Annotated in this window: 22 protein-coding genes; 9 read left to right on the top strand and 13 right to left on the bottom strand. The window is 69.8% G+C overall.

Translation table 11 applies throughout. The features are described 5' to 3' along the window. Positions 1-15: 15 nt before the first annotated feature. The 4 genes from VFV19_03510 to VFV19_03525 are packed head-to-tail and all read right to left on the bottom strand — an operon-like array spanning position 16 to position 3,097. Entirely contained in the window at positions 16-1,164 is a 1,149-nt protein-coding gene (locus VFV19_03510; GenBank protein ID HEX4823355.1) for an MlaD family protein, read from the bottom strand. Beyond that, on the bottom strand, positions 1,157-1,906 hold the full coding sequence (locus tag VFV19_03515; protein HEX4823356.1) for an ATP-binding cassette domain-containing protein: 750 nt from the start codon (positions 1,904-1,906) through the stop codon (positions 1,157-1,159). The genes VFV19_03510 and VFV19_03515 overlap by 8 nt, the downstream gene beginning before the upstream one ends. 5 nt (positions 1,907-1,911) lie before the next feature. Beyond that, a complete protein-coding gene (locus VFV19_03520) occupies positions 1,912-2,667 on the bottom strand; it encodes an ABC transporter permease (protein ID HEX4823357.1) in 756 nt (251 codons plus the stop codon). Between the two features lie 52 nt (positions 2,668-2,719). Further along, entirely contained in the window at positions 2,720-3,097 is a 378-nt protein-coding gene (locus tag VFV19_03525) for a hypothetical protein (GenBank protein ID HEX4823358.1), read from the bottom strand. A gap of 34 nt (positions 3,098-3,131) precedes the next feature. Here VFV19_03525 and VFV19_03530 point away from each other — a divergent pair, with 34 nt between their 5' ends. From VFV19_03530 to rfaE2, 3 genes are read left to right on the top strand one after another with little or no spacing between them, the layout of a single operon-like run. Further along, positions 3,132-3,893: a lysophospholipid acyltransferase family protein gene (locus VFV19_03530; protein ID HEX4823359.1), complete on the top strand. Its 762-nt coding sequence runs from the start codon at positions 3,132-3,134 to the stop codon at positions 3,891-3,893. Positions 3,894-3,911: 18 nt separating this feature from the next. Next, positions 3,912-4,487: a D-sedoheptulose 7-phosphate isomerase gene (locus VFV19_03535; GenBank protein HEX4823360.1), complete on the top strand. Its 576-nt coding sequence runs from the start codon at positions 3,912-3,914 to the stop codon at positions 4,485-4,487. Then, a complete protein-coding gene (rfaE2, locus tag VFV19_03540) occupies positions 4,477-5,928 on the top strand; it encodes a D-glycero-beta-D-manno-heptose 1-phosphate adenylyltransferase (GenBank protein HEX4823361.1) in 1,452 nt (483 codons plus the stop codon). The genes VFV19_03535 and rfaE2 overlap by 11 nt, the downstream gene beginning before the upstream one ends. On the opposite strand, the gene VFV19_03545 is transcribed toward rfaE2, so the two are convergent. Beyond that, entirely contained in the window at positions 5,929-9,012 is a 3,084-nt protein-coding gene (locus tag VFV19_03545; protein HEX4823362.1) for a hypothetical protein, read from the bottom strand. It lies immediately after the preceding gene. Between the two features lie 127 nt (positions 9,013-9,139). Between VFV19_03545 and VFV19_03550 the strand changes: the two genes are divergently transcribed. The 3 genes from VFV19_03550 to VFV19_03560 are packed head-to-tail and all read left to right on the top strand — an operon-like array spanning position 9,140 to position 12,244. Continuing rightward, positions 9,140-10,294, top strand: a complete 1,155-nt coding sequence (locus VFV19_03550; GenBank protein HEX4823363.1) for an acetyl-CoA C-acetyltransferase — start codon at positions 9,140-9,142, stop codon at positions 10,292-10,294. Next, positions 10,291-11,052, top strand: coding sequence for an enoyl-CoA hydratase-related protein (locus tag VFV19_03555; protein ID HEX4823364.1), 762 nt, complete (start codon positions 10,291-10,293; stop codon positions 11,050-11,052). The genes VFV19_03550 and VFV19_03555 overlap by 4 nt, the downstream gene beginning before the upstream one ends. Before the next feature lie 16 nt (positions 11,053-11,068). Then, a complete protein-coding gene (locus VFV19_03560) occupies positions 11,069-12,244 on the top strand; it encodes an acyl-CoA dehydrogenase family protein (GenBank protein ID HEX4823365.1) in 1,176 nt (391 codons plus the stop codon). A gap of 3 nt (positions 12,245-12,247) precedes the next feature. Here VFV19_03560 and VFV19_03565 read toward each other — a convergent pair whose 3' ends face one another. Further along, positions 12,248-12,727: a hypothetical protein gene (locus tag VFV19_03565; GenBank protein ID HEX4823366.1), complete on the bottom strand. Its 480-nt coding sequence runs from the start codon at positions 12,725-12,727 to the stop codon at positions 12,248-12,250. 99 nt (positions 12,728-12,826) lie between these two features. Between VFV19_03565 and VFV19_03570 the strand changes: the two genes are divergently transcribed. Continuing rightward, positions 12,827-14,038, top strand: a complete 1,212-nt coding sequence (locus VFV19_03570; GenBank protein HEX4823367.1) for a DUF4388 domain-containing protein — start codon at positions 12,827-12,829, stop codon at positions 14,036-14,038. A 77-nt stretch (positions 14,039-14,115) separates the two neighbouring features. Next, on the top strand, positions 14,116-15,669 hold the full coding sequence (locus tag VFV19_03575) for an NYN domain-containing protein (GenBank protein ID HEX4823368.1): 1,554 nt from the start codon (positions 14,116-14,118) through the stop codon (positions 15,667-15,669). On the opposite strand, the gene VFV19_03580 is transcribed toward VFV19_03575, so the two are convergent. The 7 genes from VFV19_03580 to VFV19_03610 form a co-directional block, all read right to left on the bottom strand. Continuing rightward, the gene (locus tag VFV19_03580; protein HEX4823369.1) at positions 15,666-16,400 is read right to left on the bottom strand and encodes a metallophosphoesterase; all 735 of its coding nucleotides are present in this window, start codon (positions 16,398-16,400) and stop codon (positions 15,666-15,668) included. The two genes, VFV19_03575 and VFV19_03580, sit on opposite strands and share 4 nt — an antisense overlap. After that, entirely contained in the window at positions 16,387-17,484 is a 1,098-nt protein-coding gene (gene tgt / locus VFV19_03585; protein ID HEX4823370.1) for a tRNA guanosine(34) transglycosylase Tgt, read from the bottom strand. Before tgt ends, VFV19_03580 begins: the two co-directional genes overlap by 14 nt. Then, the gene (gene queA, locus VFV19_03590; GenBank protein ID HEX4823371.1) at positions 17,481-18,524 is read right to left on the bottom strand and encodes a tRNA preQ1(34) S-adenosylmethionine ribosyltransferase-isomerase QueA; all 1,044 of its coding nucleotides are present in this window, start codon (positions 18,522-18,524) and stop codon (positions 17,481-17,483) included. The genes tgt and queA overlap by 4 nt, the downstream gene beginning before the upstream one ends. Next, complete coding sequence (locus VFV19_03595; GenBank protein HEX4823372.1) at positions 18,521-19,378, bottom strand: deoxyribonuclease IV; 858 nt, start codon at positions 19,376-19,378, stop codon at positions 18,521-18,523. Before VFV19_03595 ends, queA begins: the two co-directional genes overlap by 4 nt. After that, positions 19,375-20,253, bottom strand: coding sequence for a TIGR02757 family protein (locus tag VFV19_03600; protein HEX4823373.1), 879 nt, complete (start codon positions 20,251-20,253; stop codon positions 19,375-19,377). Before VFV19_03600 ends, VFV19_03595 begins: the two co-directional genes overlap by 4 nt. A 25-nt stretch (positions 20,254-20,278) precedes the next feature. Beyond that, a complete protein-coding gene (locus VFV19_03605) occupies positions 20,279-21,328 on the bottom strand; it encodes a M48 family metallopeptidase (GenBank protein HEX4823374.1) in 1,050 nt (349 codons plus the stop codon). Between the two features lie 83 nt (positions 21,329-21,411). After that, on the bottom strand, positions 21,412-21,993 hold the full coding sequence (locus tag VFV19_03610; protein HEX4823375.1) for a hypothetical protein: 582 nt from the start codon (positions 21,991-21,993) through the stop codon (positions 21,412-21,414). 149 nt (positions 21,994-22,142) lie between these two features. Here VFV19_03610 and fusA point away from each other — a divergent pair, with 149 nt between their 5' ends. Continuing rightward, complete coding sequence (fusA, locus tag VFV19_03615; GenBank protein HEX4823376.1) at positions 22,143-24,242, top strand: elongation factor G; 2,100 nt, start codon at positions 22,143-22,145, stop codon at positions 24,240-24,242. The last annotated feature ends 7 nt before the right edge of the window (positions 24,243-24,249 follow it).

Genomic DNA, 24,249 nt, shown 5'->3' on the forward strand with positions numbered 1-24,249 from the left:
GGCGCGCCAACGCGCCTATTTGGGCTCCTGGGGTTTCTCCGCGGGAGCCGCCGGCGGCGTCGTCGACTCCGTCTCGATTCCCTTCTTCTGATAGTGCCGGAGCATCCAGCGCGCGAACTTGCTGTCGTTGACGCCGGCGATGACGTCCTCGGCGCTGTCGTAGAGGGTGCGATCGGTGATGAGCGCGCCGAGCGTGCCCTGCCCGGCGTCGATCTTCTTCATGATCGAGGACAGATGGTCGAGCGTCTCCTGGAGGCGCGCCGCGACTTGGTTGCCGTAGGCGTCGTCGTTCAGGAGCTTGCCCACGACCCCGTCCTTGGATTCGAGGCGCGCGGCGGTGCGCTTCATCGAGGCGGCGGCCTCCCTGAGGTCGGCGATCGCGAGCTCCGCGTCGCCCCCCTTCTTCGTGATCGATCCGAGGGCGCCCTCGCCCCGAACCGTCTGGTCGAGGATCGTCGAGAGATCCTTGACCGCGTTCCCGAGATCGTCGAGGCGTGTCGCGAGCGGGCGATCGGTCAGGAGCCGGCCGACAGTCCCCTCGCCGTTCTTCATCTTGGTCGTGAGGTCCTCGATGTTCGAGAGCGTGACCTCGATCTTCCGCATCCCCTCCTTGCCGAAGTCCGGGTTCTGGATCACCTGGCCCAGCAGCCCCTCGCCGCGCTGGAGCGGCTCCAGGATCTGCTTGAGGGAGATCGTGATCGCGTTGAGGTTGTCCGCGATGTCCTCCCCTTGCTCGAAGATCCTGCTGCCGGGGGCGGTCGGAAGGAGGTCGCCGGGAGGGATCGCCGGCTGGTTCGGGTCGCCGGGGGTGAGCTCCACGTACTTCTCGCCGGAGAGGTACTGGAGGAACCTGAGCGAGGCCTCCGACCCCTGACGCACGCGCGAGGCGTAGACGCGGCGGACGCTCAAGGAGACCTCGACCCCGGCGGCGCCGGGGTCGGTCGGGAGCTTCAGCTCCGTGACCGTGCCGATGTGGACGCCGCCCATCTTGACCGGCGAGCCCTGGAGCAACCCGTCGGTGTCCGGGAAGACCGCACGGTAGGTCGCCTGCCGTGAGAAGAGGCGCGATTCGCCGCCGACGGCGAGGACGCCGGCCGCGAAGACGATGAGCGCGAGCGCCACGAACGTTCCCACCGTGGCCTCGCGGGAGCCGACCCTAGGCATATCCCCCTCCCTGCAGGAAGTTCTGAAGGAGCGGCACCGGGGCGTGACGCGCCTCCTCCGTCGTCCCGTGGAACAGGATGCGCCCCTCATGGAGGAATGCGATCCGGTCGCCGACGGTGAACGCCGAGTGAATGTCGTGGGTGACGACGATCGAGGTCACCCCGAGCCGCTTCTGGAGGCTGCGGATGAGGTGGTTGATCGTGTTCGCCGTGATCGGATCGAGGCCGGTCGTCGGCTCGTCGTAGAGGATCGCCGCGGGGGCGAGCGCGATCGCGCGCGCCAGGGCGACGCGCTTGCGCATGCCCCCCGACAGGCTCGCTGGCATGAGGTCGAGGACGTCGCCCAGCTCCACCAGACCGAGGACCTCCTCGACGCGGGCGAGGATGCGCGCGTCGTCCCAGTCCGTGTGCTCGACGAGCGCGAAGGCGACGTTCTCGAACACGGTCATCGAATCGAAGAGGGCCCCCGACTGGAAGAGCATCCCGACCTTCTTCCGTGTCTCGAGCAGCCCGTCCTCCCCCAAGTGCGAGATCTCGACGCCGTCGACCCAGACCTCGCCGGAGTCGGGCTGCATCAGGCCGACCGCGTGACGCAGGAGGACCGACTTCCCGGATCCGCTGCCGCCGAGCACCACGACCGTTTCGCCCCTCTCGACGACGAGATCGACGCCTCGTAGAACGCGGTTCTGATCGAACGCCTTCTCGATGCGGACGAAGCGGAGGAAACCGTCGGGCATCGCCATCTCGCTCACACCGCCAGGAAGATCTTCGTGAGGAAGAAATCCGACACGATGATCGAGATCGAGGCGGAGACGACGGTGTTCGTCGTCGCCTTGCCGACGCCGTCCGCGCCGCCGGTCGCGTTCAAGCCGTTGTGGCACGCGATGATCCCGATGAAGAACGCGAAGAAGAAGGTCTTGCAAACGCCGCTCATGACGTCTTGCATCGTGAGCGCGAGGAGCACGTGATTGATGAAGTAGGCGCGACTCTGGCCGGCCTCGCTGACCGCCATCGTCATCCCGCCGAAGAGGCCGACGACGTCGGCGAGGACGGTCAGCAGCGGAAGGGCGACGATGAGCGCGCCGACGCGGGGAACCACCAGTTTCTTGACCGGGCTCGCCGCGAGGACGCGGAGGGCGTCGACCTGCTCGGTGACGGTCATCGAGCCGATCTCCGCCGTGATGCCGGCGCCGACCCGGCCCGCGACCATGAGGGCCGTCAGGACCGGCCCCAGCTCGCGGACGATCGAGAGGCCGAGCAGGTTGCCCATGAACGACTGGCCGCCGTAGGAGGCGAGCGCGTAGGCGGTCTGGACGGCGAGGACCATCCCGGTGAAAAGGAGCGTCACATTCGCGATCGTCAGCGAGTGGACGCCGAGCTTCTCGATCTGCTCGAGCCAGAGCGACCCCTCGAACGGTCGCCGCCATCCCTGCCGGATCGTCTGTCCCGAGAGGATCGCGAGCCCCCCCAGCTCGGCAATCCAGGCTTTCAGGAGAGCCATCATCGTCGGGCGGAAGGATAGGTGCCGTGTCTATTTGGGTCAAGATATAGCAATTTCAAGCACTTAAGCGGTGCTCGCGCCACCACGCGGCCGCGGTGGCGACGGCGAGGACGAGATCGGCGATGCCGAGGATCAAAAACGCGCGAGGATGCCCGGTGGCCCAGGCGCGGGTCAGAAGGGCGCAGCCGAAGAGGCGACCCGCCGCGGAGACCGGGGCGACGGCCGGGTAGCGGCCGGGGGCTCGGGAGGCCGCCGCGTAGATTCCCGCGAGGATGAGCAGGAGCACGCCGACGAGGTCGAGATAGATCGGATCCGGTGGCAATTCGATGCCCAGGAGAGAAGCGGAGAGCCCCGGAACGGCCAGAATCGCGACGGCGAAGAGCGCGTCGAAAGCCGCTCCCGCCAGGAGCGCACGCGAAAGTGGCGTCGGCACGGTCCGCAGTCTAATGCGTATACTCCCGCGGCCCATGCTCCGCGGACTCCTCACGCTCGCCACGTTCGCCGTCTCGACGACCATCCTCGGCGTGATCGCGATCGCCGCAGGTCTCGCGACCGGAAAGCGCGAGATCGTCTTCCGGCTCGGGCGATTCTGGTCGCGCCTGCACCTCTCGGCGATGGGGATCCACCCGCAGTACGAAGGGCTCGATCACGCTTCCGGAACGGCACCGAGGGTCTTTCTCGCCAATCACTTTTCCACGCTCGACATCTGGGTGCTCGTCCCGGCGCTGCCCGACACCACGCGCTTCGTCGCGAAGAAGTCCATCTTCTGGATCCCGGTCCTCGGCCAGGCGATGCGGGTCGCGGGATTCATCCCGATCGACCGTGCGGATCGCACTCGGGCCATCCGCAGCCTCGGGCGAGCCGGAGCGCGCATCGCGAGCGGCGAGTCGGTGATCCTCTTCCCGGAGGGCACCCGCAGCCGCGACGGCAAGCTCGGGCGGTTCAAACGCGGCTCCTTCCATCTCGCCCTCGAGACCGGCGTGCCGATCGTCCCCGTCGCCATCTCGGGAACGGGACGAGTCGTCGCGCCCCGCTCGATCGTCGTCCGTCCCGGGCCGGTCCGGGTGACGTTCCTGCCTCCCATCGACACGAGCGCGTACACGACGGACACCTTGGACGAGCTCCTCGAGCGGACGCGCGACGCGATCTCGCGGCATCTCGACGCGGACGAGCGTGGGACGGACGAGGCCCCGATGTCCGCACCGGTCAGGCGCGCTCGCGCCTGGTGACGCCTTATCATGGCGTCGATGCGGGCGAGGATCACGGCGGCCCTGGACGAGCATCGCCGCACGGCCGAAGCGATGGCCACGGCGCTCGCGGCGGACATCGAGACCGTTGCCTCGGCGATCATCGCGTCCTACCGCCGCGGCGGAAAGCTGCTCGTCATGGGCAACGGTGGGAGCGCGGCCGACGCGCAGCACTTCGCCGCGGAGCTCGTCGGACGCTACCGCCGCGAGCGGCGCGCGCTTCCCGCGCTCGCGCTGACCGTCGATCCGTCGGCCGTCACGTCGATCGCGAACGACTACGGCTACGACGAGGTCTTCGCCCGGCAGGTGCGGGCCCACGCGCGCGCCGGCGACGTCGCCGTCGGCATCTCCACGAGCGGCAACTCCGAGAACGTCTGCCGCGGCCTGCAAGCAGCCCGCGCGGCCGGTGCGGTGACCGTGGTCCTCGGCGGCGGCGAGGGCGGGCGGATGCGGGCGCTCGCCGACCACGCGATCCTGGCGCCGACCGAATCGACGCCGCGCATCCAGGAATGCCACATCGCGATCATCCACGTCCTCTGCGACCTCGTGGAAGAGGAGCTCGCGCATGACGCCTGAGCGGGTGCGCGCGCTCCTCGCGGCGATGTCCGGCCGCCGGATCCTCGTCGTCGGCGACCTCATGCTCGACGAGTACGTGTGGGGCGATGTGTCGCGCGTCTCCCCCGACGCGCCGGTCCAGGTCGTCGACATCCGCCGCCGCTCCTCCGCGATCGGAGGCGCGGGAAACGTCGCCCACAACCTGAGGGCTGCGGGTGCGGTGGTCTCGCTCGCCGGGGCCGTCGGCGCGGACGGCGCGGGCGACGCCGTCGTCCGGATGGCGCGCGACGCCGGAATCGAGGCTGGAGGCGTCGTCCGCGACGCCGAGCGCCCCACGACCGTCAAGACGCGCGTCATCGCGCGCGGCCAGCAGATCGTGCGCCTCGACGAGGAGCGCCGGGCGCCGCTCGGGGCGGCCGCCCGCTCCTCGCTCGCGGCGGCGGTGCGGCGCGCGGCGAAAGGCGTCGATGCCGTGCTCGTCTCCGACTATGCCAAGGGCGTCGTCGACGCCGCGCTCGTCGCCGAGCTCGCGGCGACCGGCGCGCCGGTCGTCGTCGACCCGAAGGTCCCCGATTTCTCGGCGTACGCCGGCTGCCGCGCGATCACGCCGAACCGCAAGGAGGCGGAGGCGGCGACCGGGCTTACGCTCGCGAGCGAGGCCGATGTCCGGGAGGCCGCGCGCCGGATTCGTGCCGCGACCGGTGCCCAGCACGTGCTCGTCACGCTCGGCGAGCGCGGGATGGCGGTCGTGAGCGGGGACGAGGAGCTCGTGGTCGTCCCGGCGTCCGCGCGGGAGGTCTACGACGTGACCGGTGCCGGGGACACGGTCCTCGCCTACTTCGGTCTCGCGCTCGCCTCGGGGGCGGCGGCGGTCGATGCGGCGCGCCTGGCGAACACCGCGGCCGGCGTCGCCGTGGCGCGCGTCGGAACGAGCGCGGTGAATCCCGCGGACGTCGTCGCCGCCATCGAAGGCGGCTCAGGCGCCGGCGTGAAGGCGGTCGGTCCCCAGGAGGCGCTGGCGCGCGTCGAGCGCGAGCGCTCGCTCGGACGGAGGATCGTCTTCACGAACGGATGCTTCGACCTCCTCCACGCCGGGCACGTGCATCTCCTCGAGCGGGCGCGCGCGCTCGGGGACTTCCTGGTCGTCGGCCTCAACAGCGACGCCTCGGTGCGGCGCCTCAAGGGCCCCGAGCGGCCGGTCGTCGGCGAAGGCGATCGCGTCAAGGTCCTCGCCGCGCTCGACGCGGTCGGGCTCGTCACCGTCTTCGACGAGGACACGCCGCTCGAGCTGATCCGCCGGCTCCGGCCCGACGTGCTCGCGAAGGGAGGCGATTACGAGGTCGCGACGATCATCGGCGCGCCCGACGTGCTCTCGTGGGGTGGACGCGTCGAGACGATCGCGCTCATGCCCGGGCGCTCGACGACCTCGCTCGTCGACGCGCTCAAGAAGAGCGACGTCTAGCTACTTGAACAGCTTCAGGATGACGAGCAGGAACTCCTGCTTGCCCTCGAGCTCCGGGATGTCCGACCACATCGCGCGGCCGTAGCTCGCCTGCCAGATCGTCATCCAGGGGCCGACCACGTTGAACGACAGTCCCATGCCCGTGTGGTTCCTGAACGGCTCGTCCAGCACGCCGTCCCGCACGTGGGCCGACTCCAGCGAAAGATCGAACCGGATGACGTTGAAGAGATTGAACGCCCACGCGAGGCGGCCGATGTACCCTTCGTCGAACCGCACGCCCGTGCCCGAGTAGCCGTCGAGCTTCGTGTCGCCGAAGAAGTCGAACTGGTACTCGCTGAACCGGTCGAGGTTGTTGCCGCCGAGGTAGTCGACCTCGCCGCGGATCTTCTGGAAGTGCGGGAGGTACCACTCCTTGAACGCGGTCGCGCCCCACGTCGTGAAATTCGCCTGGCCCGGATCGAACGTCGAGCCGACGAACTGCTGGGTCGCCGGATCGTAGAGCCCCCACGGCTGCCAGTCCGACCGGTGCGAGTACGAGCCCCGCCCCGTGATCGAGTACCCCTTCTTGTTGAACTCGACCTGGAAGGTGCCGGTGTAGAGCTCGTGGTTCGACGGGAGCACGAACGCGAGGTTCGACGCGGCGAGCGCGTCGTCGGCGTCGGAGCTGTCGGTGTACTGGTTCCAGGCGATGTCGGCGATCGCCGTGAGCTTGACGAAGGTGCCGAGCGGGTGGCCGAGACGGCCGGTGAGGTACTGGCTGCGCCGGCGGACCCGTTGCTTCACGTCCTCGACGCCCGCGACGTAATACTTCTCGTCGAGCTTGAGCGCGACGAGCGACGCTTCCGCCCCGAGGTCGAACTTCGATTTGCCGATCGCAGGATCGGTGAGGTTCGCGAACGTGTAGACCCCCGCAAAGAAGATATTGAACTGCACGTTCTTCTTGAGGAAGTCGTAGTCGAACCAGTTCACCCCGGCGAGCGGCACGACGCCGTTGATCGCGTTGTCCTTGAACGCGCCGCCCGCGAGGAAGAGCTGGCTCGTGTCCATCGTCGCCTTGACCGCGCGTCCACCGGTCTGGTCTTTCTCGAGGTAGCGGAACCCTTCGTTCGTATCGCGCAGCATCTGGTGCTCGGAGGCATAGGCGGCCTTGACCGCGGCGTCGAAGTCGTCTTGCGACGGGTTGATCTGGAACCCATCGAACCGGACCTCGCGGCGGACGACGAAGTTGCGCCCGCCGGCGGTCCAGAGCTGCTGCCCGTCCGCCTTCGCGAGCATCCGGTAGACGAATCCGTCCGGTGCCGTGATCGGCAGGTAATCGTCGCTCTCGTCGTTCGAGACGACCGGCGGCTCGAGGTTCGTCTGGACGACGGACACCTTGAGGCGGACGAACGTCTCCTTGTCGATCCAGACGCGCCCGCGGTAGAGGCTCTTGCCGGTCTTTCCCGACGCCGGCTCGAACGCGAGGACGTAGGCCGCGCGCCCCTGGGCCGTGTCCTCTCCGGCCAGCTTGTAGTCGTAGGTCTTGTCGAGCGTGAGGTCGAGCGGAAGGGTGACGACCTTCTCGGGCTGGATGAGCGGCAGCTCCGGGATCTTCTTCCACGTGACGAGGTTGCCGTTCACGTAGTACTTCGTCTGCTCCCATTCGAGATCGCCGCCGCGGTGCCAGAAGTAGTTGCTCTCGATCGAGACGTCGAGCGACGAGCCGCCCTGCGCGAACTTGAAGTGGAAATCGATGTGGCCCTTCGCCATCCACCGGTCGAGCTTGTCGTCCTGGACCTTCTGCACCTGCTGGTGGTGGGCGATGATCTCCGCCGCCGTCAGGCCGCGTGTCCCCGCGACGCGGACGTCCGTCGGCGCGGCCTCGATGCCGGTCTCCCCCGCCGCGGCGCGGTCCCATGCGACGACCATCGGATGATCGGCGAGCACGATGCGTAGCGCCTTCGCCTTCTCGTTCGGCACCGCGGCCGGCCCGGTCTTGAGGGTTCCACCCGTCACGAGATCGACGACACGCGGGTCCTTGACGTCGATCGTATCGAGGAGCAGTCGCGCCTGAGCTTCCGGCGCTCCCGTGAGCGGCGCTTCATACACGACGGTGGTCGCGAGATCCTTCGTGTGCAGGAATCGGCCGAGGATCGCCGCACCCGGCGACTCTCCTCCTTCGGGTGCCCGAAGCCCCAGCCGACCGGGCGGCGCCGGCGTGTAGCCGGGCGCGAGCATCGCCTGCAGAGCGGTCGCCGCCGTGACGAGATGATCGCTCTCGGGCGACGGCGGCGGGAGCACGACGAGAGCCGTTCCGACCGACGCGGCGAGCGCTCGGACGGCGTCGTCGAACGCGCTCCACGGCGCGCCTTCCCGCGGCGCCACGTACACCGCGAGCGCCACCGCCGGCGGGTGCTCGACGACGAGCGCGACGAACGGCGCCACGGCGGAGGCGGCGTCGCCCCCGGCATCGAGGAGCACTGGAAGGGACTCGATGTACGGGGCCGCATCGTTGTCGAGGAGCGACTTCTCCCAAGCCGCCGCATCGGAGCCGACGGCACCCTGCGCGACGCGCACCTCGGCGCCGTGGGCTTTGCCCTCGGCCTTGACCGCGAGGGCGGACGACTTGAGGACGAAGGCGTAGGCCGCGGGATCGAAGGCGCGATCCGGCCGCTCGCCGATCTCGACCGCGAAGAGCTTGCCGCCGAACGTCGCGACCGCCGAGCGCAGGAGCGCCGTCCAGGCCTGCATCCAGGCGCCGTCGGGAACGGCCTCCGGCCCCGACTCGCGCGGGTGGAGCGTGGTCTCGCCGCGGACGCATAGCGTGATGCGAACGCCGCGGCCGGCGAGCGCGTCGATCGGGGCCGCGACCGTCGACCAATCGTAAGTCCCGGCGGAGGTCTCGACGCTCGACCAATCCGCCGCGAGGCGCACGTCGATTGGGTAGCGGGGATCGCGCGCGGCGAGCGCGGCCGGGACCTCGCCGCCGTCGAGAACGAGCCCGAGCGAGGGGCCGCGCGCTTCGATCTCTTCGTCTTGTTGGGCCGCCGCGATCGGGGCGCCGAGAATCGCGATCGCGACGAGGACGCCCGCGAGGGCACGCATCGAGGATCTCCTGCCGCGGCGAGCCCTCATCCAGCGCAGCGGTCGCACGATTGTTCGTCAGCACGGCGAGCGTGTCAATCCGACGATGCCGGCCACGCATGCTATAACGACCGGCCGAGGTTTTCGTGTGAGAGACGATGTGGTGATCGCGGCGCCCGTACGGACGCCGATCGGACGTTTCGGCGGTGCCCTCGCGTCGCTCTCGGCCGTCGATCTCGGTGTCGCTGCCGCGAAAGCGGCGCTCGAGCGCGCGGGCATCGCCGGTGAGCGCGTCGGACAAGCGATCTTCGGACACGCGCGTCAGGCGGGGTGCGGCCCGAACCCTGCGCGCCAGGTCGCGGTGCGCGCCGGCATTCCCGTCGAGAAGCCGGCGTTCACGATCAATCAAGCCTGCCTGTCGGGGATGCAGGCGATCCTCGCCGCGGTGCGCGCGATCCGCACCGAAGAGGCAAAGGTCGTCCTCGCCGGCGGCTTCGAGTCGATGAGCCGCGTTCCTTACGTTCTCGACGCCCGCTTCGGGTACCGCATGGGCCACAAGGAGGCGGTCGACCTCATGGCGCGCGACGGATTCCTCGACCCGCTCTCCGGAAAGATCATGGGCGAGACCGCCGAGACGCTCGCCCGGCAGTACGGGATCACGCGTGAGGAGCAAGATGCGTACGCGGCGCTCTCGCAGCAGCGGTGCGAGGCCGCGCGCAAGGCGGGCGCCTTCGATGCGGAGATCGTTCCCGTGAAGGATGTCCTCGCGGACGAGCACCCGCGGGACGGCGTCACCGCGTCGTCGCTCGCCGGGCTGAAGCCGGTCTTCGAGAAAGACGGCACCGTGACCGCAGGCAACTCGAGCGGGATCACCGACGGCGCTGCCGCCATGATCGTCCTCACCGCCGAAGCCGCCGAGCGCCTCCACGTCGAGCCGCTCGCGCGCATCGCCGGCTGGCGCGTCGACGGCGTCGCGCCCGAGATCATGGGGATCGGACCGGTACCGGCGGTCCGGAATCTCCTCGAAGCGAAGGGCCTCGCGCAGGGCGCGATCGATCTCGTCGAGCTGAACGAGGCGTTCGCAGCTCAGGTGCTCGCCGTCGATCGCGATCTCGGCTTCGATCGCGACACGCTCAACGTGAACGGTGGCGCGATCGCGCTCGGTCATCCGATCGGGTGCTCCGGGGCGCGGATCGTCGTGACGCTGCTCCACGAGATGGCGAAGCGGAAGGCGCGACGCGGGCTCGCGACGCTTTGCGTGTCGGGTGGGATGGGCGGCGCGCTGCTCCTGGAGCGCCCATGAGCGGCGTGCGCACCGCGTCGGCCGACGGCCTCTTTCGCATCACCCTCGACCGGCCACCGGTGAACGTTCTCTCGACGGCGATGATGGACGCGATCGCCGCCGCGCTCGACGAGGCGGCGGCCGACCGCTCGGTCCGCGTCGTCCGCCTCGACGCGGCCGGGAAGACGTTCTGCGCCGGAGTCGACGTCGCCGACCACCTCGGCGACAAGCTGCCCGGGATGATGGACGCGCTCCTCCGGCTCTTCGCGGCGTTCGACGCCGTGCCGCAGCCGGTCCTGGCGGTCGTTCAAGGGGCGGCGCTCGGCGGCGGGCTCGAGCTGCTGCTCGGCTGCGACCTCGTCCTCGCCTCGGAGGCGGCGACGTTCGGGCAGCCCGAGATCAAGCTCGGCGTCTTCGCGCCGCCGGCGACCGTCCTCCTCCCCCGTCTGATCGGCGAGCGGGCGGCCGCGCGTCTGCTGTTGACGGGCGAGACCTTGGATGCGCGCGCGGCGGAGCGCCTCGGCCTCGTCCACGAGGTCGTCCCGGCGGTGGCGCTCGGGGACGCGGCGACCCTCCGCCTCGGCTCGCTGCTCGCGCTCTCGGGCGCGGCGCTGCGGCATGCGAAGCGCGCCATCCGCGAGTCGCGCGGTCTCGCCGTCTCGGACGCGCACGCGCGTCTCCACGCGCTGTACCTCGGTCCTTTGATGAGCACGGAGGACGCGCACGAAGGCCTGCGCTCCTTCATGGAGAAACGGCCGCCGGCGTGGAAGCACCGGTAGGACGTCGAGGAGCACCATGGGTCTGGGCGCATCTTTCAAGGGTCTCGACTACGTCAACATCGAAGCGCTGCTCGACGACGAAGAGCGCATGATCCGCGACACCGTCCGCGAATGGGTCACGGCCGAGGTGCTCCCGGTCATCGAGCACCACTTCCGCGAGGGAACGTTCCCGAGCCATCTCATCCCCGCGATCGGGGCGATGGGACTCCTCGGCGCGAATCTCCACGGCTACGGGTGCGCCGGCCTCGGCCCGGTCGCCTATGGCCTGATCATGCAAGAGCTCGAGCGCGGCGATTCGGGCCTCCGCTCGTTCGTGTCGGTCCAGGGCGGCCTCGTCATGTACCCGATTCACGCGTTCGGCTCCGAGGCGCAGAAGCAGCACTGGCTCCCGCGTCTCGCGGCGGGCACCGCGATCGGCTGCTTCGGCCTCACCGAGCCCGACCACGGATCCGACCCGGCGCGCATGGCGACGAAGGCGGTGAAGCGCGGTGACCGCTGGGTCCTGAACGGCGCGAAGGCGTGGATCACCAACGGCTCGGTCGCCGACGTCGCAGTCGTCTGGGCGAGGACGCAGGACGGGATCCGCGGCTTCCTCGTGGAGAAGGGAACGCCGGGCTTCTCGACCAAGGATCACACCGGCAAGTTCTCGCTGCGCGCGTCGGTCACCTCCGAGCTGATCTTCCAGGACGTCGAGATCCCCGGCGACGCAATCCTTCCGGAGGCCTCGGGCCTGAAGGCGCCGCTCATGTGCCTGACGCAGGCGCGCTACGGGATCGCTTGGGGCGCCGTCGGCCTGGCGCTCGCGGTGTTCGACGAGGCGCTCCAGTACAGCAAGCAGCGGATCATGTTCGAGCGGCCGATCGCGGGGTTCCAGCTCACGCAGCGCAAGCTCACGTGGATGGCGACCGAGATCACGAAGAGCCAGCTCCTCAACTTCCACCTCGGGCGCATGAAGCAATCGGGGACCGTGACGCCCCAGCAGGTCTCGATGGCGAAGATGAACGGCTGCCGCGTTGCTCGCGAGTGCACGCACCTGGCGCGTGAGATCCTCGGCGCGAACGGCGTGGCCGACGAATACCAGACCGGCCGGCACTTCTGCAACATCGAGTCGGTCTTCACCTACGAGGGGACCGATGACATCCACACGCTCATCGTGGGCCAGGAGCTGACGGGCATCCCGGCGTTCGAATAGCGATCAGGAGGCTCCGGACCCGCTCTCGGCGCTCCGCGCGACGACGACGAACCGTCGTTGCACGAGCGTCACGGCCCCTTCGCCGAATACCGGGAGAAAGCGCCCCGCGGCGTTCAGGTAGTCGAGCACGCGGCTCCGCTCGGGAGGCATCACGATCGAGAGTACGCCCACGAGGCTGATGCCGCCGGTCAGCGACAACCGCACGGGGACGCGCCGGCCTCCTTCGGCGTCGAGCGCGATCTCTTCCGCGGCCTCGCCGACGAACTGCGCCCAGACGATCCCGGCCTTGTTGATGAGGATGTTCTCGCGCCCGCTCGCGAGCGGCACGAACTCGGTGTCGGGGTCGTTCAAGTGGTGGAGCAGATGTTCGGGCCGGCCGGCCGGCCCGGTATCGGCCGTGTAGAGCTGGCCGTCCAAGGACCTGCCGTCGTCGAGCAGGAGCTTGACGGCCGTCTCGCGCGTCGGAATGCGGTAAATCTCCATGTTCGAGTGAAATTTAGGGTCCGGCCGGGCCCGCGTCCATCGCCGCCCGGTTCTTGCGAAACGGGCTTCGGCGCCTACATTTTTCGTCGGAGGAGTGTCATGCCGGTTCAGGGGAATTTGGCCACGATGTCGCTGGCCGAAATCCTTCAATGGCTGGGGAATGCCCGCAAGACCGGCACCCTCGCCATCGAGCGCAACAAGGTCGAGAAGCGGATCCTCGTTCAGGAGGGCCGCGTCGTCGCGTGCGCGTCTCAGGAGCCGGCGGACATGCTGGGCCACTACCTCGTCTCGCGGGGCCGGATCTCGGAGATCGACCTGAGGACCGCGCTCGCCGCGCAAGAGAAGACGAAGACCCACCTCGGACGCATCCTCGTCGCCCAGGGCGCCCTCGCCGAGGACGAGCTCCTACGCTGCCTCGAGGACAAGGCACAGGAGGCGATCTTCGGACTCTTCGAGTGGAGCGACGCCGAGTTCCGCTTCACCGACGGCGAGGCGAGCGGCGACGACTACGGCGTCAACATGCGCGTCGAGGACATCCTGCTCCGCGGCGCGCAGCGCTGGGACGAGCTTCAGCGCATCCGCGCCGTCTTCAACGACCCTGGAATCGTTCTCCGCCGCACGTCGCGCGTGCCGCCGCCGGAGGTGCTCCGCAACCGCATGGCGCGACGGATCGTCGAATCGGTCAACGGCGACCGCACGGTCGCCGAGATCCTGCTCCACGCCCACGGGTCCGAGTACATCGTCACGAAGTTCCTCCACGAGCTGTTCCGCGCGGGGGTGTTCGAGATCTCGGAAGTGCGGAAGGTCGAGGAGCGTCCCACAGCGGAGACCGAGGGAAACGTGTTCGCGCGCGAGCGCGCCATCGCCGCGGCGACCGCCGCCGTGGCGGCACCCCCGGTCCCGTCGGTCAAGGTCGACGCGGACGATCTCGAAGTCGCGCGGCGCCTGTTGACCCGCGGGGAATACGACGCCGCGCTCGACATCCTCGATCGCGCCTACAAGATCCAGTCGGGCGACGACGCGTTGCGGCGTCTCCTCGCCGAAGCGGAAGCCGCGTTCATCGAGAAGGCGTACCGGCATTTCCTCCCTCCGAACAAGATCGTGGTGCTCGCTCGCGATGTCGGGACGCTCACGGCGGAGCACCTGTCGCCGGCCGAGTTCTTCCTCCTCAGCCGCATCGACGGGAGCTGGGACGTGAAATCGATCATCCAGATCACGCCGCTGCGCGAGGTCGACGTCCTCCGGACGCTCAAAAAGATGCGGGAAAAGGGGATAATCGACCTCAAAGACCCCCCTCCGGCCGCGTTCTGACGATGCTATAATCCGCGCTCCACGACGGCCCCGGACCACGCACTCCCACATTTGACGATGATCGACGGAGGACTCCGGTGCCTCGAACGGATCGCGAAGTCGTCGCACGTCTCGGCGCAGCCGGCATGGCGCGGGTGCTGAGCGACGTCCTCGACCAAGCGCGCTTGATCCGTCTTGCGAACGCCGTCGGCCTCTCCTACCCCGGCATGCGCACCCAGTCCCAGAAGCGGGGCCGCCTCGTCGCCGATCTCGCCGACAAGGCCGGCCGCGAAGAGGCCGCTGCGCTCGCCGTCGTCCGGACCCTCCGCAAGGAGACCGGCGCGCTCGGCAAGGAGTGGGCCGGTCTGTCGTTGGACGACCGGGCCGGCCGATTGAGCGATCCGCAGCTCGGAACGATGAACGGCCGCCTCGGGCCCTACCTCTTCGTCGCGGCGTCCGCCGCACCGGAGCTGCTGGTCGAGGAATCGCTGGGCCAGCTCCTCTCGCGCATGACCGGCGACGAGAACGGCGCGGCCGATGACGCAGCCGCGCCGCCCGGCGAGTCCCCCGCCAAGGAGGCTCAGCGGCTCAGGAAGAAGTGCGCCGAGCTGCAGCGCAAGGTTCGCTACCTCGAAGGCCAGATCACCAAGACGAAGGACGTCGAGAAGTCGAACAAGCGCGACCTCCTCCTCCGCAAGGGAGAGCTGGCCGAGGCGCGAATGCTCGCCGAGCGCCTGCGCCGCGATCTCGACGAGGTGCGCGGCAAGCACCCCGAACCGCCCGCCGGAGCGCCGGCCCCGCAGGCCGTCGGCTTCGAGGAGCTCGATCGCTCGATGAAGCGCCTGAGCACCGAGCAGCGGCGTCTGACGCACCGCATCGAATCCTTGGCCGACACGAAGGCGGCGGCGCCGGCGCCTTCGCTCGAGGCGGTCGAGGCGCTGGGAGCGGCCCTCGCCGAGATTCAGAAGGATCTCGGTGCGCTCAGGCGTGAGCGGCGGAAGGACCTGCAGGATCAGGCCAAGCGCCTGGACGAGCTCGCCGCTGGGCTCGCCGCCGCCCGCTCCGCGCTCGAGGCTTCGCCGAAGGCGGCGCGTGCCCACGCCCGGAAGAAGGGCGAGCCGGATCGCGTCGGCGTCTTCATCGACGTGCAGAACATGTACTACGCGGCGCGGCAGCTCAAGGGGAAGCTCGACTTCGACGCGCTGCTCCAGGCCTGCGTCCTCGATCGCCGTCTCATCCAGGCGACGGCGTACGTCGTCGAGTCGAAGGAGATCGACCAGTCCGGCTTCATCGCCATGCTCCAGCAGCGCGCGATCGAGGTGAGACGCAAGACGCTCAAGGTCCGCTCGGACGGATCGATGAAGGGCGATTGGGACATGGAGATGGCGCTCGACATCCTCGACATGGCGCCCAAGCTCGACGTCGTCGTGCTCGTGTCGGGTGACGGCGATTTCACCTCGCTCGTCAAGCGCGTCAAAGGGATCGGGCCACGGGTCGAGGTCGTCGCGTTCCCGCGGAACACGGCGAAGTCGCTCCTCGAGGCGGCGGACCGGTTCCACGCGCTCGACCGCCGCGCGATGATCCGTGTCGAGGTCCCGCCCGAGGACGTCCCCACCGCCGAGCCCGTTCCTGCCCCGAAGAACGCGCCCTAAGAGTCTTCGAACGCCGCGCGGCCCGACGCGTCGACGCGGAGATGGCGCCGGCTCCCCTTCCATTCCGGCAGCACGAAGACACGGCCGGGCTTCGCACCGTCGATCGTGAGCGCACGCTCGATGTGGAAGTGCCCGAGCACGACGAGGTCGTCCCCCTCCGCGACGCGACGCGCGGCGTAGTCGCGCACGATCGATTCCGGGAAGTCGCGCTTCATCTCGAGGTTCGTCCCGCGCATGCGGCGCTCGAGCGACTCCGCGAGCGCAAACCGCCGCGGCCTCGGAATCGAAGAGAACAGCCACCATACCGGTGCCGATCGCGAGATGCGCCGCCACGAGCGGTACTGCAGGTCCCGTGCGTTGACGAGGTCCCCATGGGCCGCCCAGATCTTCAGTCCCGCCCAGTCCTCGCGAAGTCCCGTCGCGTCGACGGCGTCGAACGCGGAGCCGCGATGCGCGCGGCCGACGCGGTAGTCGCGGTTTCCTTCCAGATAGTGGACCTCGGTCCCTCCCGCCCGCAGCTCGCGAAGGCACGCGGTCACGACCGCATGGTGCGCTTGCTCGAGGCCGCCGCCCCCGATCCAGAGGTTGAAGAGGTCGCCCATGAGGACGATCCGCCCGGCGCGCGGCGCCAAGCCGCGCAGATAGTCGACGAACGCGGCGAGGTCGGGGTCGGCCCGGTCGAGGTGCACGTCGCCGACGAAGACGAGGTCGCCTCGATCAGCGGGGGGCAAGGAAGCTCTCCCGGAATGAGTCGAGCGTACCGGCGGCGATCGCCGCCCGCATCGCCGCCATGAGCCCGAGGTAGTGCGTGAGGTTGTGGATCGTGTTGAGGCGCGACGCGAGGATCTCGTTCGAGACGAAGAGATGCCGGAGATAGGCGCGGGAGTAGCGCGTGCACGCCTCGCAAGGACACGCCGGGTCGAGCGGCCGCGGGTCGCGGCGGTACTCCTCGCGCTTGATGTTGATGCGGCCTTCGGAGGTGAAGAGGGTTCCGTTCCTCGCGTTCCGCGTCGGCATGACGCAGTCGAAGAGGTCGACGCCGGAGGCGACCGCGAGGACGAGGTCCTGCGGCCGGCCGACGCCCATCAGATACCGCGGCTTGTCTTCCGGCAGCATCGCGGCGCTCAGTCCCGCGACGCGTGCGATCGCGTCGGGCGGCTCGCCGACCGAGACCCCGCCGATCGCGTACCCGGGGAAATCGAGATCGACGAGGGCGCGCGCGCTCGTCTCGCGCAGGTCGTCGTGCGGGCCGCCCTGGACGATGCCGAACGGAACGCCGGGGCCGCGGTAGGCGTCGCGGCTCCGGACCGCCCAGCGCGTCGTCCTCTCGACCGCACGCAGGACGGCGTCCTTCTCGGCGGGGAGCGCCGGGCACTCGTCGAGCACCATCGCGACGTCGGAGCCGAGCGCCGCCTGGATCGCCATGCTGCTCTCGGGCGTGAGCTCGCGCAGCGAGCCGTCGAGATGCGAACGGAAGCGAATCCCCGTGTCGTCGATCGCACGAAGCCCTTCCATCGAGAACGCCTGGAACCCGCCGGAGTCGGTGAGGATCGGACCGTCCCACGCCATGAAGCGATGGAGTCCTCCGAGCTCGCGCACGATCTCGTGGCCCGGCCTGAGATCGAGGTGGTAGGTGTTGCCCAGGACGATCGAGGCGCCACAGCGCGTCAGCTCGTCGACCGTGACCGCCTTGACGGCCCCCTGGGTCCCCACCGGCATGAACGCGGGCGTGGCGACGACGCCGTGGGGCGTCGTCATCCGGCCCTCGCGCGCTCTCCCGTCGCGCGCGGTCACGACGAAGCCGAACGCGCTCACGCCGGCCTCACGAGCATCGCGTCGCCGTACGAGTAGAACCGGTACCCGGAGCGGACCGCTTCGCGATACGCCGCGAGCACGCGGTCGGTCCCGGCCAAGGCGGAAACGAGCATGAGCAGGGTCGAGCGCGGAAGATGAAAGTTCGTCACGAGCGCGTCCACCACCCGGAAACGGAAGCCAGGATAGATGAAGAGCCCCGTGCGGCCGCGACCGGGTGTGACCCGCCCGTCGTCCGTCGCGCGGCTCTCGAGGGTACGCGCCGCCGTCGTTCCCACCGCGACGATCCGTCCTCCCGCCGCCCTCGCCCGCACGATCGCCTCAGCGACGCTGTCGGGGAGGTCGTACGCCTCTTCGTGGAGACGATGATCCTCGATCCGCTCGGTGCGGACCGGCGCGAAGGTGCCCGGCCCGACGTGGAGCGTGAGGAACGCACGCTCGACCCCGCGGGCCTCGAGCGCCGCGAGGACCGCGTCGGTGAAGTGCAGGCCCGCGGTCGGCGCCGCGACCGCGCCCGGAACGCGCGCGTAGATCGTCTGATAGCGGATGCGATCCTGCTCCGCTGCGGCTCCGCTGCCTTCCCGCCGGATGTAGGGCGGCAACGGGACCTCGCCTTCCCGATCGAGGAGCGCCTCCAGGCTCTCCGCATCGGTCGAGAGCTCGACCCGCCAGGCCTCCCCGTCGCGCTCGCGCGGCGTCGCCACGAGACCGCCGGGGAAACGGAGCGTCGCGCCCGGGGCCACGCGGCCGGACCCGCGAAGGAGCGCGCGCCAGAGCTGCGCGCCCAGCGGCTCGACGAGCAGCATCTCGATCTTCCCGCCGCCCGGCCTCGTGCCGTGCAGGCGCGCCGGGATCACCTTGGTGTCGTTGAAGACGAGGAGATCTCCCGCGCGCAGCTCCTCGGGCAGGTCGCGAAACGTTCGATGCCCGAGAGCGCCCGACGCCCGGTCGAGAACGAGAAGGCGCGACGCATCCCGCGGCGACGCCGGCTCCTGGGCGATCCGGTCGGGCGGAAGGTCGAAGTCGAACGCGTCGAGGTTCACCGGCCGACGAGCGACCTCAGAACGCCCAGGTTCATCCGATCCTCCGCGAGGTCGTCGTCCTTCGGCGTCTCGAGCACCATCGGGACGCTCGCGAAACGCGGATCGTTGAGGATGAGACGGAATCCCTCGAGGCCGATCTTGCCCTGCCCGATGTGCTCGTGACGGTCGCGGCGGCTCCCGAGATCGCCCTGAGAGTCGTTCAAGTGGATGCCGCGGATCCGGCCGAGTCCGACCGTGGTTCCGAACGCGTCCATCGTGCGCTCGTAGCCGTCTTTGGCGCGGAGGTCGAAGCCGGAGGCGAGCGCGTGGCAGGTGTCGAAACAGACGCCGAGCCGGTCGTCGTCCCCCGCACCGCGCAGGATCTCGGCCAGCTCCTCGGGCCGCGCGCCGAGCGTGTTCCCCTGCCCTGCGGTGTTCTCGAGCAGAACGCCGGCGCCTCCCGTCCGGCCGCCCAAGATCCGGCGCAGAGCCAGCGCGACGCGCGCGCAGCCCGCGGACGTGCCCGAGCCGACGTGGGACCCGGGGTGGACGACGAGCCACGGGATGCCGAGGGCGTCGCACCGGGCCAGCTCGTCCTCGAACGACGCGATCGACTTCTCCCAGAGCGTCGCGTCGGGCGTGCCGAGATTGATGAGATAGGACGCGTGCGCGAGCGTGTGCTCGGCGAGACCGGCTCCGCCGGCGGCGCGCCGGTAATCGGCCGCCTCGGTCGGTCCGAACGGCCGGGCGGCCCATTGATTGGGCGTCTTCACGAACACCTGGAGCGCCGTCGCCTCGACGGCCAGCGCGTGCTCGACGGCGCGGGCCATCCCGCCGGCGACCGACATGTGCGCGCCGAGCCGCGGGGCGCTCATGGAATGCCCGCGACGGCGAACGCCTCGCGCACGTCACGCACGGTGAGCCGGCCGCCTGGACGGCGCAGGAGACCGAGGATGCCGAGGCGCGAGAGCGCGAAGTCGTAACGGATCGGATCGTCGGGATCGATCCTCCGGAGATGCCCCGTGGCTTCGAGCGCCATCGCCCATCCCGGCGTTTTGCGGCGTGTCCACCCGAGGGCGCCGACGACGCGCTGCAGATGAACGTCGAGCGGCAAGACGAGATGGCGCCGCGGGACGCGCGTCCACACGCCGCAATCGACGCCGTCGTCGGGCCGCACCATCCAGCGCAGGAAGAGGCACGATCGCTTGCATGCGGAGCCCGCGGAAGGGAGGGGCAGCAGCCACCTCGCGCCGTCGCGCCGGCCGACGCGGCCCGAAGCGACGAACGGGCGCGCGTCGCCGGCGAAGAGCGCTTCACCGAAGGCGTTCAGCGCCGGACCGATCGTCTCGTGCCCGGCATCGAGCCCGGCGAGAAACGTCGCCTCGAGGCCTCGTTCGGCGGCGAGCCCGCGGACGAGGTGAAGGAAGAGCGCGACGTCGCGGCCTCGCGTGAAGCGGTGGACGAAGCCGTCGAACCGCCGCGCGTCGCGCCGGGGATCGAGCTCGAGAACGAACTTCGACGGCCGCGGCCCGAGGATCGCGAGCAGGCGGTCGAGGCTTCCCCGGATCGAGGCGACGCGGCCGTAGGCCAGCCCTGCGGCGAGGAGGCCGACGATCTCGCGGTCGCGCGGATCGTCGTACCGTCTCACGATCCCGACCGGGTCGGAGTCGAGGTACCGGCCGTCGTAGAGCCGCGAGAGCTCGTCGAGTGCGCTCTTCAGCTCGGACGGAGCGATCGCGGCGCGCGCCATTCGGTCAGGATAGCAACGCTTCGTCTCAGCGCGTGATCCAGGTCGTCAGCGCGACGATCGCCGCCGCCGCGAGCGCCAGCCACAGGACGACGCGGCCGGTCAGGATGCGCGGCGGCGTGTCGATGAGCCCGCTCATCCCCCATGCCGCCGCCGGCGCGTCGAGCTCGGTCTTGACGAGCCGCCCCGCGAGCTGCTTCTCGCCCATGGCCCGCCGGAAGACCTCGCGGTTGACGCGCGGCGCCTCCGGCCCGGCGACGCGGCCGTAGAGCGACCGCTCCAGGCGTCGCACCCGGTCCGAGGCGATCGGATGCGCGACGGCCAGCTCGGCGACGTTGGGATCGCGCCGCTCGACGGCATCGGCGGTCCTCTGCAGGTAGCGGATGGCGGAGGTCGGGTCGTATTCGAGCGCGATCATCGCTTGGAGGGCCCGCGCGTCGGCGTCCCGCTCGCGCTTTCGCCCGTAGCCGAGGCGGACGAGGTCGACGGCCGCGTCGCTCCAGCAGAGGCCGTCGGAGTCGCCGCGCTCGCGCGCCGTGGCGTTGAAGCCGAGCCGGACCAGCCGCACCGCGACCTCGCCCGAGGCCGCATGCGCCAGCTCGTGGCCGAGCACGAACGCCAGCTCCGCTTCGTCCTGGAGGAACCGGACGAGGCCGACGCTCATGAGCAGCGTCCCCGAGGGAAGCGCGAGCACACGATGCTCCGGCGAGTCGACGAAGACGACGCGAGGCTTCCGCGGCGCGCTCTCGATGCGCTCGGCGAGCTGGCGCGCCATGCGGTCGGCGTAGGCCTGCGCCGACGGTTCCGTGACGAAGCGCCAGCGCGTCGCGAGCGCCGCGCGCACCTCGTTCTCGGCTGCGGCGGAGATCTCCTGATCGGGGAGATCGGGCGGCACGCGTCCCGAGCGGCAGTCGTCGCACCGCTGCTCGGCATGCGGGAGAAGCGAGTCGGTCAAGAAAGGGAGGCCGCACGTCTCGCACGTGAGGACGAGCCTGAGGCCGGGAGGGCCCGCCGCGACGCGCGTTCCGCATCGCCCGCAGCGGAGGAGCGAGCGGCCGCCGAACGACGGCGCCGTCACCACCGGCCCGGGCGGGAATCGGTCCCCGCAGCGCGGACATCCATCCGCGTCGTCGGATCGGGACGGGCGCGCGCCGGACGGCGCTACCGCGGTGACATCCACCGCAACCATCCCCAGCCGAAGGCCGCGCCGGCAAGCGTGCCGGGCGCGATCCCCGCGAGCGTCGTGCCGCCGACGGTCCAGCTGATGCCCGTTCCCGCGATCGCACCGGCGGCGACCCAGAGCAGCCACGTCGTGGCCCGCCCATCGGCCGTCGCGAGCGTCCCTTCCGTTCGCGAAGGTGCGCCGGCGGGAGCGATGGGAGCTTGCACGTCCGTCATCGCCGGAAGGTCGATCGCCGTCGTCGCCATCTCGGGGATCGGCGGCAGCGGATCCTCGTTCTCCCACGAAGGACCTTGGTCGACCGGCGCCGGCGCAAGCGGCACGGCGAGAGGAACCGAGACGGGTTCGGGGGCGACGAACTCGACGGGCGCGAGCGCTTGTGCGACCACCTCGACCGGTGCCGCGACGGCGACGGCGTCGCCGCCGAGCGTCGCGACCAGGCGGTACGGACGGAGGCGGTGGAGATCGATCGCGGCGTCGCAACGGCCGCAACGGCCGCGCATCGGCATCGCGAGGATGTCGTGCCGGTAGTGCGTCCCGCAGGCCGGACAATGCGCGATCACGTGGGCGGCCCCCCGATGACGAATTCGAATCGACGGGAAAGCTAATGCCCGCCGCGGCCGGGGTCAAGGAAAGCGCCGGAATGCGGCCCGAATCAACGCGTTTTCCGCTCGCCGTGCTATCCTGGCGCCTTTCGCCTCGGGGGTCGCCCATGAAGGTGTACGACACGCCGGACATCCGCAATATTGCGCTCGTCGGGCACGGAGATTGTGGAAAGACGTCGCTCGCCTCGGCGATGCTCTTCGTGGCCGGCGCGGTCAACCGGCTCGGGCGGGTCGACGACGGAACGGCGACGACCGACTTCGACGAAGAGGAGATCGAGAGGAAGATCTCGCTCCAGACGGCGCTCGCCCACCTCGAGTGGCGGAGCACCAAGATCAACGTCATCGACACGCCGGGCTACGCCGCCTTCGTCGCCGACGCGAAGGCCGGCCTCGCCGTCGCCGACGCCGCGCTCCTCCTCGTCGAGGCGGTCGCGGGCGTGCAGGTCATCACCGAGCGCGTCTTCAAGTACTGCCAGGAATTTCAGGTCCCGCGCATCTTCGTGATCAACAAGCTCGATCGCGAGAACGCGTCGTTCGAGCGGACGATGGACTCCATCTCCGAGCGGTTCGACCGCCGCGCGGCGCCGATCCAGATCCCGATCGGCTCCGAGTCGGGGTTCGAGGGGGTCGTCGACCTCATCACGATGAAGGCCCACCGCTACGCGAAGGACGCCTCCGGCATGGCCACGGCCGAAGGCGTCCCGGCCGATCTCGCCGACATGGCGAAGGAGTACCACGCGAAGCTCGTCGAGATGGTCGCCGAGAGCGACGACGCGCTCATGGAGGCGTTCTTCGACTCCGGCGACCTGCCTCACGACAAGGTGGTGGCCGGTCTCCACAAGGCCTTCCTCGAACGCAAGATCTTCCCGGTGGTACTCGCCTCGGCGACGAAGGCGATCGGCATCCGCAATATCCTCGACGCCGCGGTCGACCTCGTGCCGTCTCCCGCCGAGCGCGGAGCGAAGCTGGGCGTCAACTCGTCGTCGGGATCTGAAGACTCGCGTCCGCCGTCTCAGACCGCGCCGGTTTCCGCGTTCGTGTTCAAGACGATCGCCGACCCCTACGCCGGACGCCTCTCGCTCTTCCGCGTGATCTCCGGCACGCTCAAGGGCGACACGCCGGTCGTCAACGTGAACCGCGGGACCCCGGAGCGGCTCGGCACCGTCAACGTCCTCCAAGGCAAGCAGCTCGTCGCCGTTTCCGAGCTGCACGCCGGCGATCTCGGATGCGTCGCGAAGCTGAAGGAGACGCGGACCTCGGAGACGCTCTCGGATCCCACGAAGCCGATCCAGTACCCCCCGATCTCCTTCCCCGAGCCCGCGATCTCGTTCGCGATCGAGCCGAAGTCGAAGGGAGACGAGGACAAGATCTCGACGGCGCTCGCGCGGCTCATGGAGGAAGACCCGGTCCTCCGCGTCAACCGCGACGCGCGCACCCACGAGCTCCTCGTCTCGGGGAACGGCCAGGTGCACGTCGAGGTCGCGATCGCGAAGATGAAGAAGAAGTTCGGCGTCGAGGCGATCCTCAAGCAGCCGAAGGTGCCCTACCTCGAGACGATCAAGCGCAAGGTGCCCGCCGTGCAGGGCCGCCACAAGAAGCAGACGGGCGGACGCGGACAGTTCGGCGACTGCTGGCTCGAGATGGAGCCGCTGCCGCGCGGCGCGGGGTTCGAGTTCGTGGACAAGATCTTCGGCGGGTCGATCCCGCAGAACTTCCGGCCGGCGGTGGAGAAGGGCGTCCGTGAATCCGCCGAGCGCGGCTGGCTCTCGGGCAACCCCGTCGTCGACTTCCGCGTCATCCTGACCGACGGCTCGTACCACGACGTCGACTCGTCGGAGATGGCGTTCAAGATCGCGGGATCGCTCGCCTTCAAGGCCGCGATCGAGCAGGCCCGCCCGACGATCCTCGAGCCGATCTACGCCGTCGAGATCTCGGCCCCCGAGGAGTACATGGGCGACATCATGGGCGATCTCTCCTCCCGCCGCGGCAAGCCGCAGGGGATGGAGACCCAGGGCCACTACCAGATCATCAAGGCCTCGGTGCCGCTCGCCGAGATGCTGACCTACGCCTCGACCTTGAAGTCGATCACGTCGGACCGCGGGACGTACCACATGGAGTTCGATCACTACGACGAGGTCCCCGCCGGAGTCCAAGAGAAAATCGTCTCCGAGTACGCCCGCCACAAGCAGGCCGAGGCGGAAAAGTAGGCTTCCC

This window comes from Candidatus Polarisedimenticolaceae bacterium, assembly GCA_036275915.1.
Lineage (GTDB): Bacteria > Acidobacteriota > Polarisedimenticolia > Polarisedimenticolales > DASRJG01 > DASRJG01.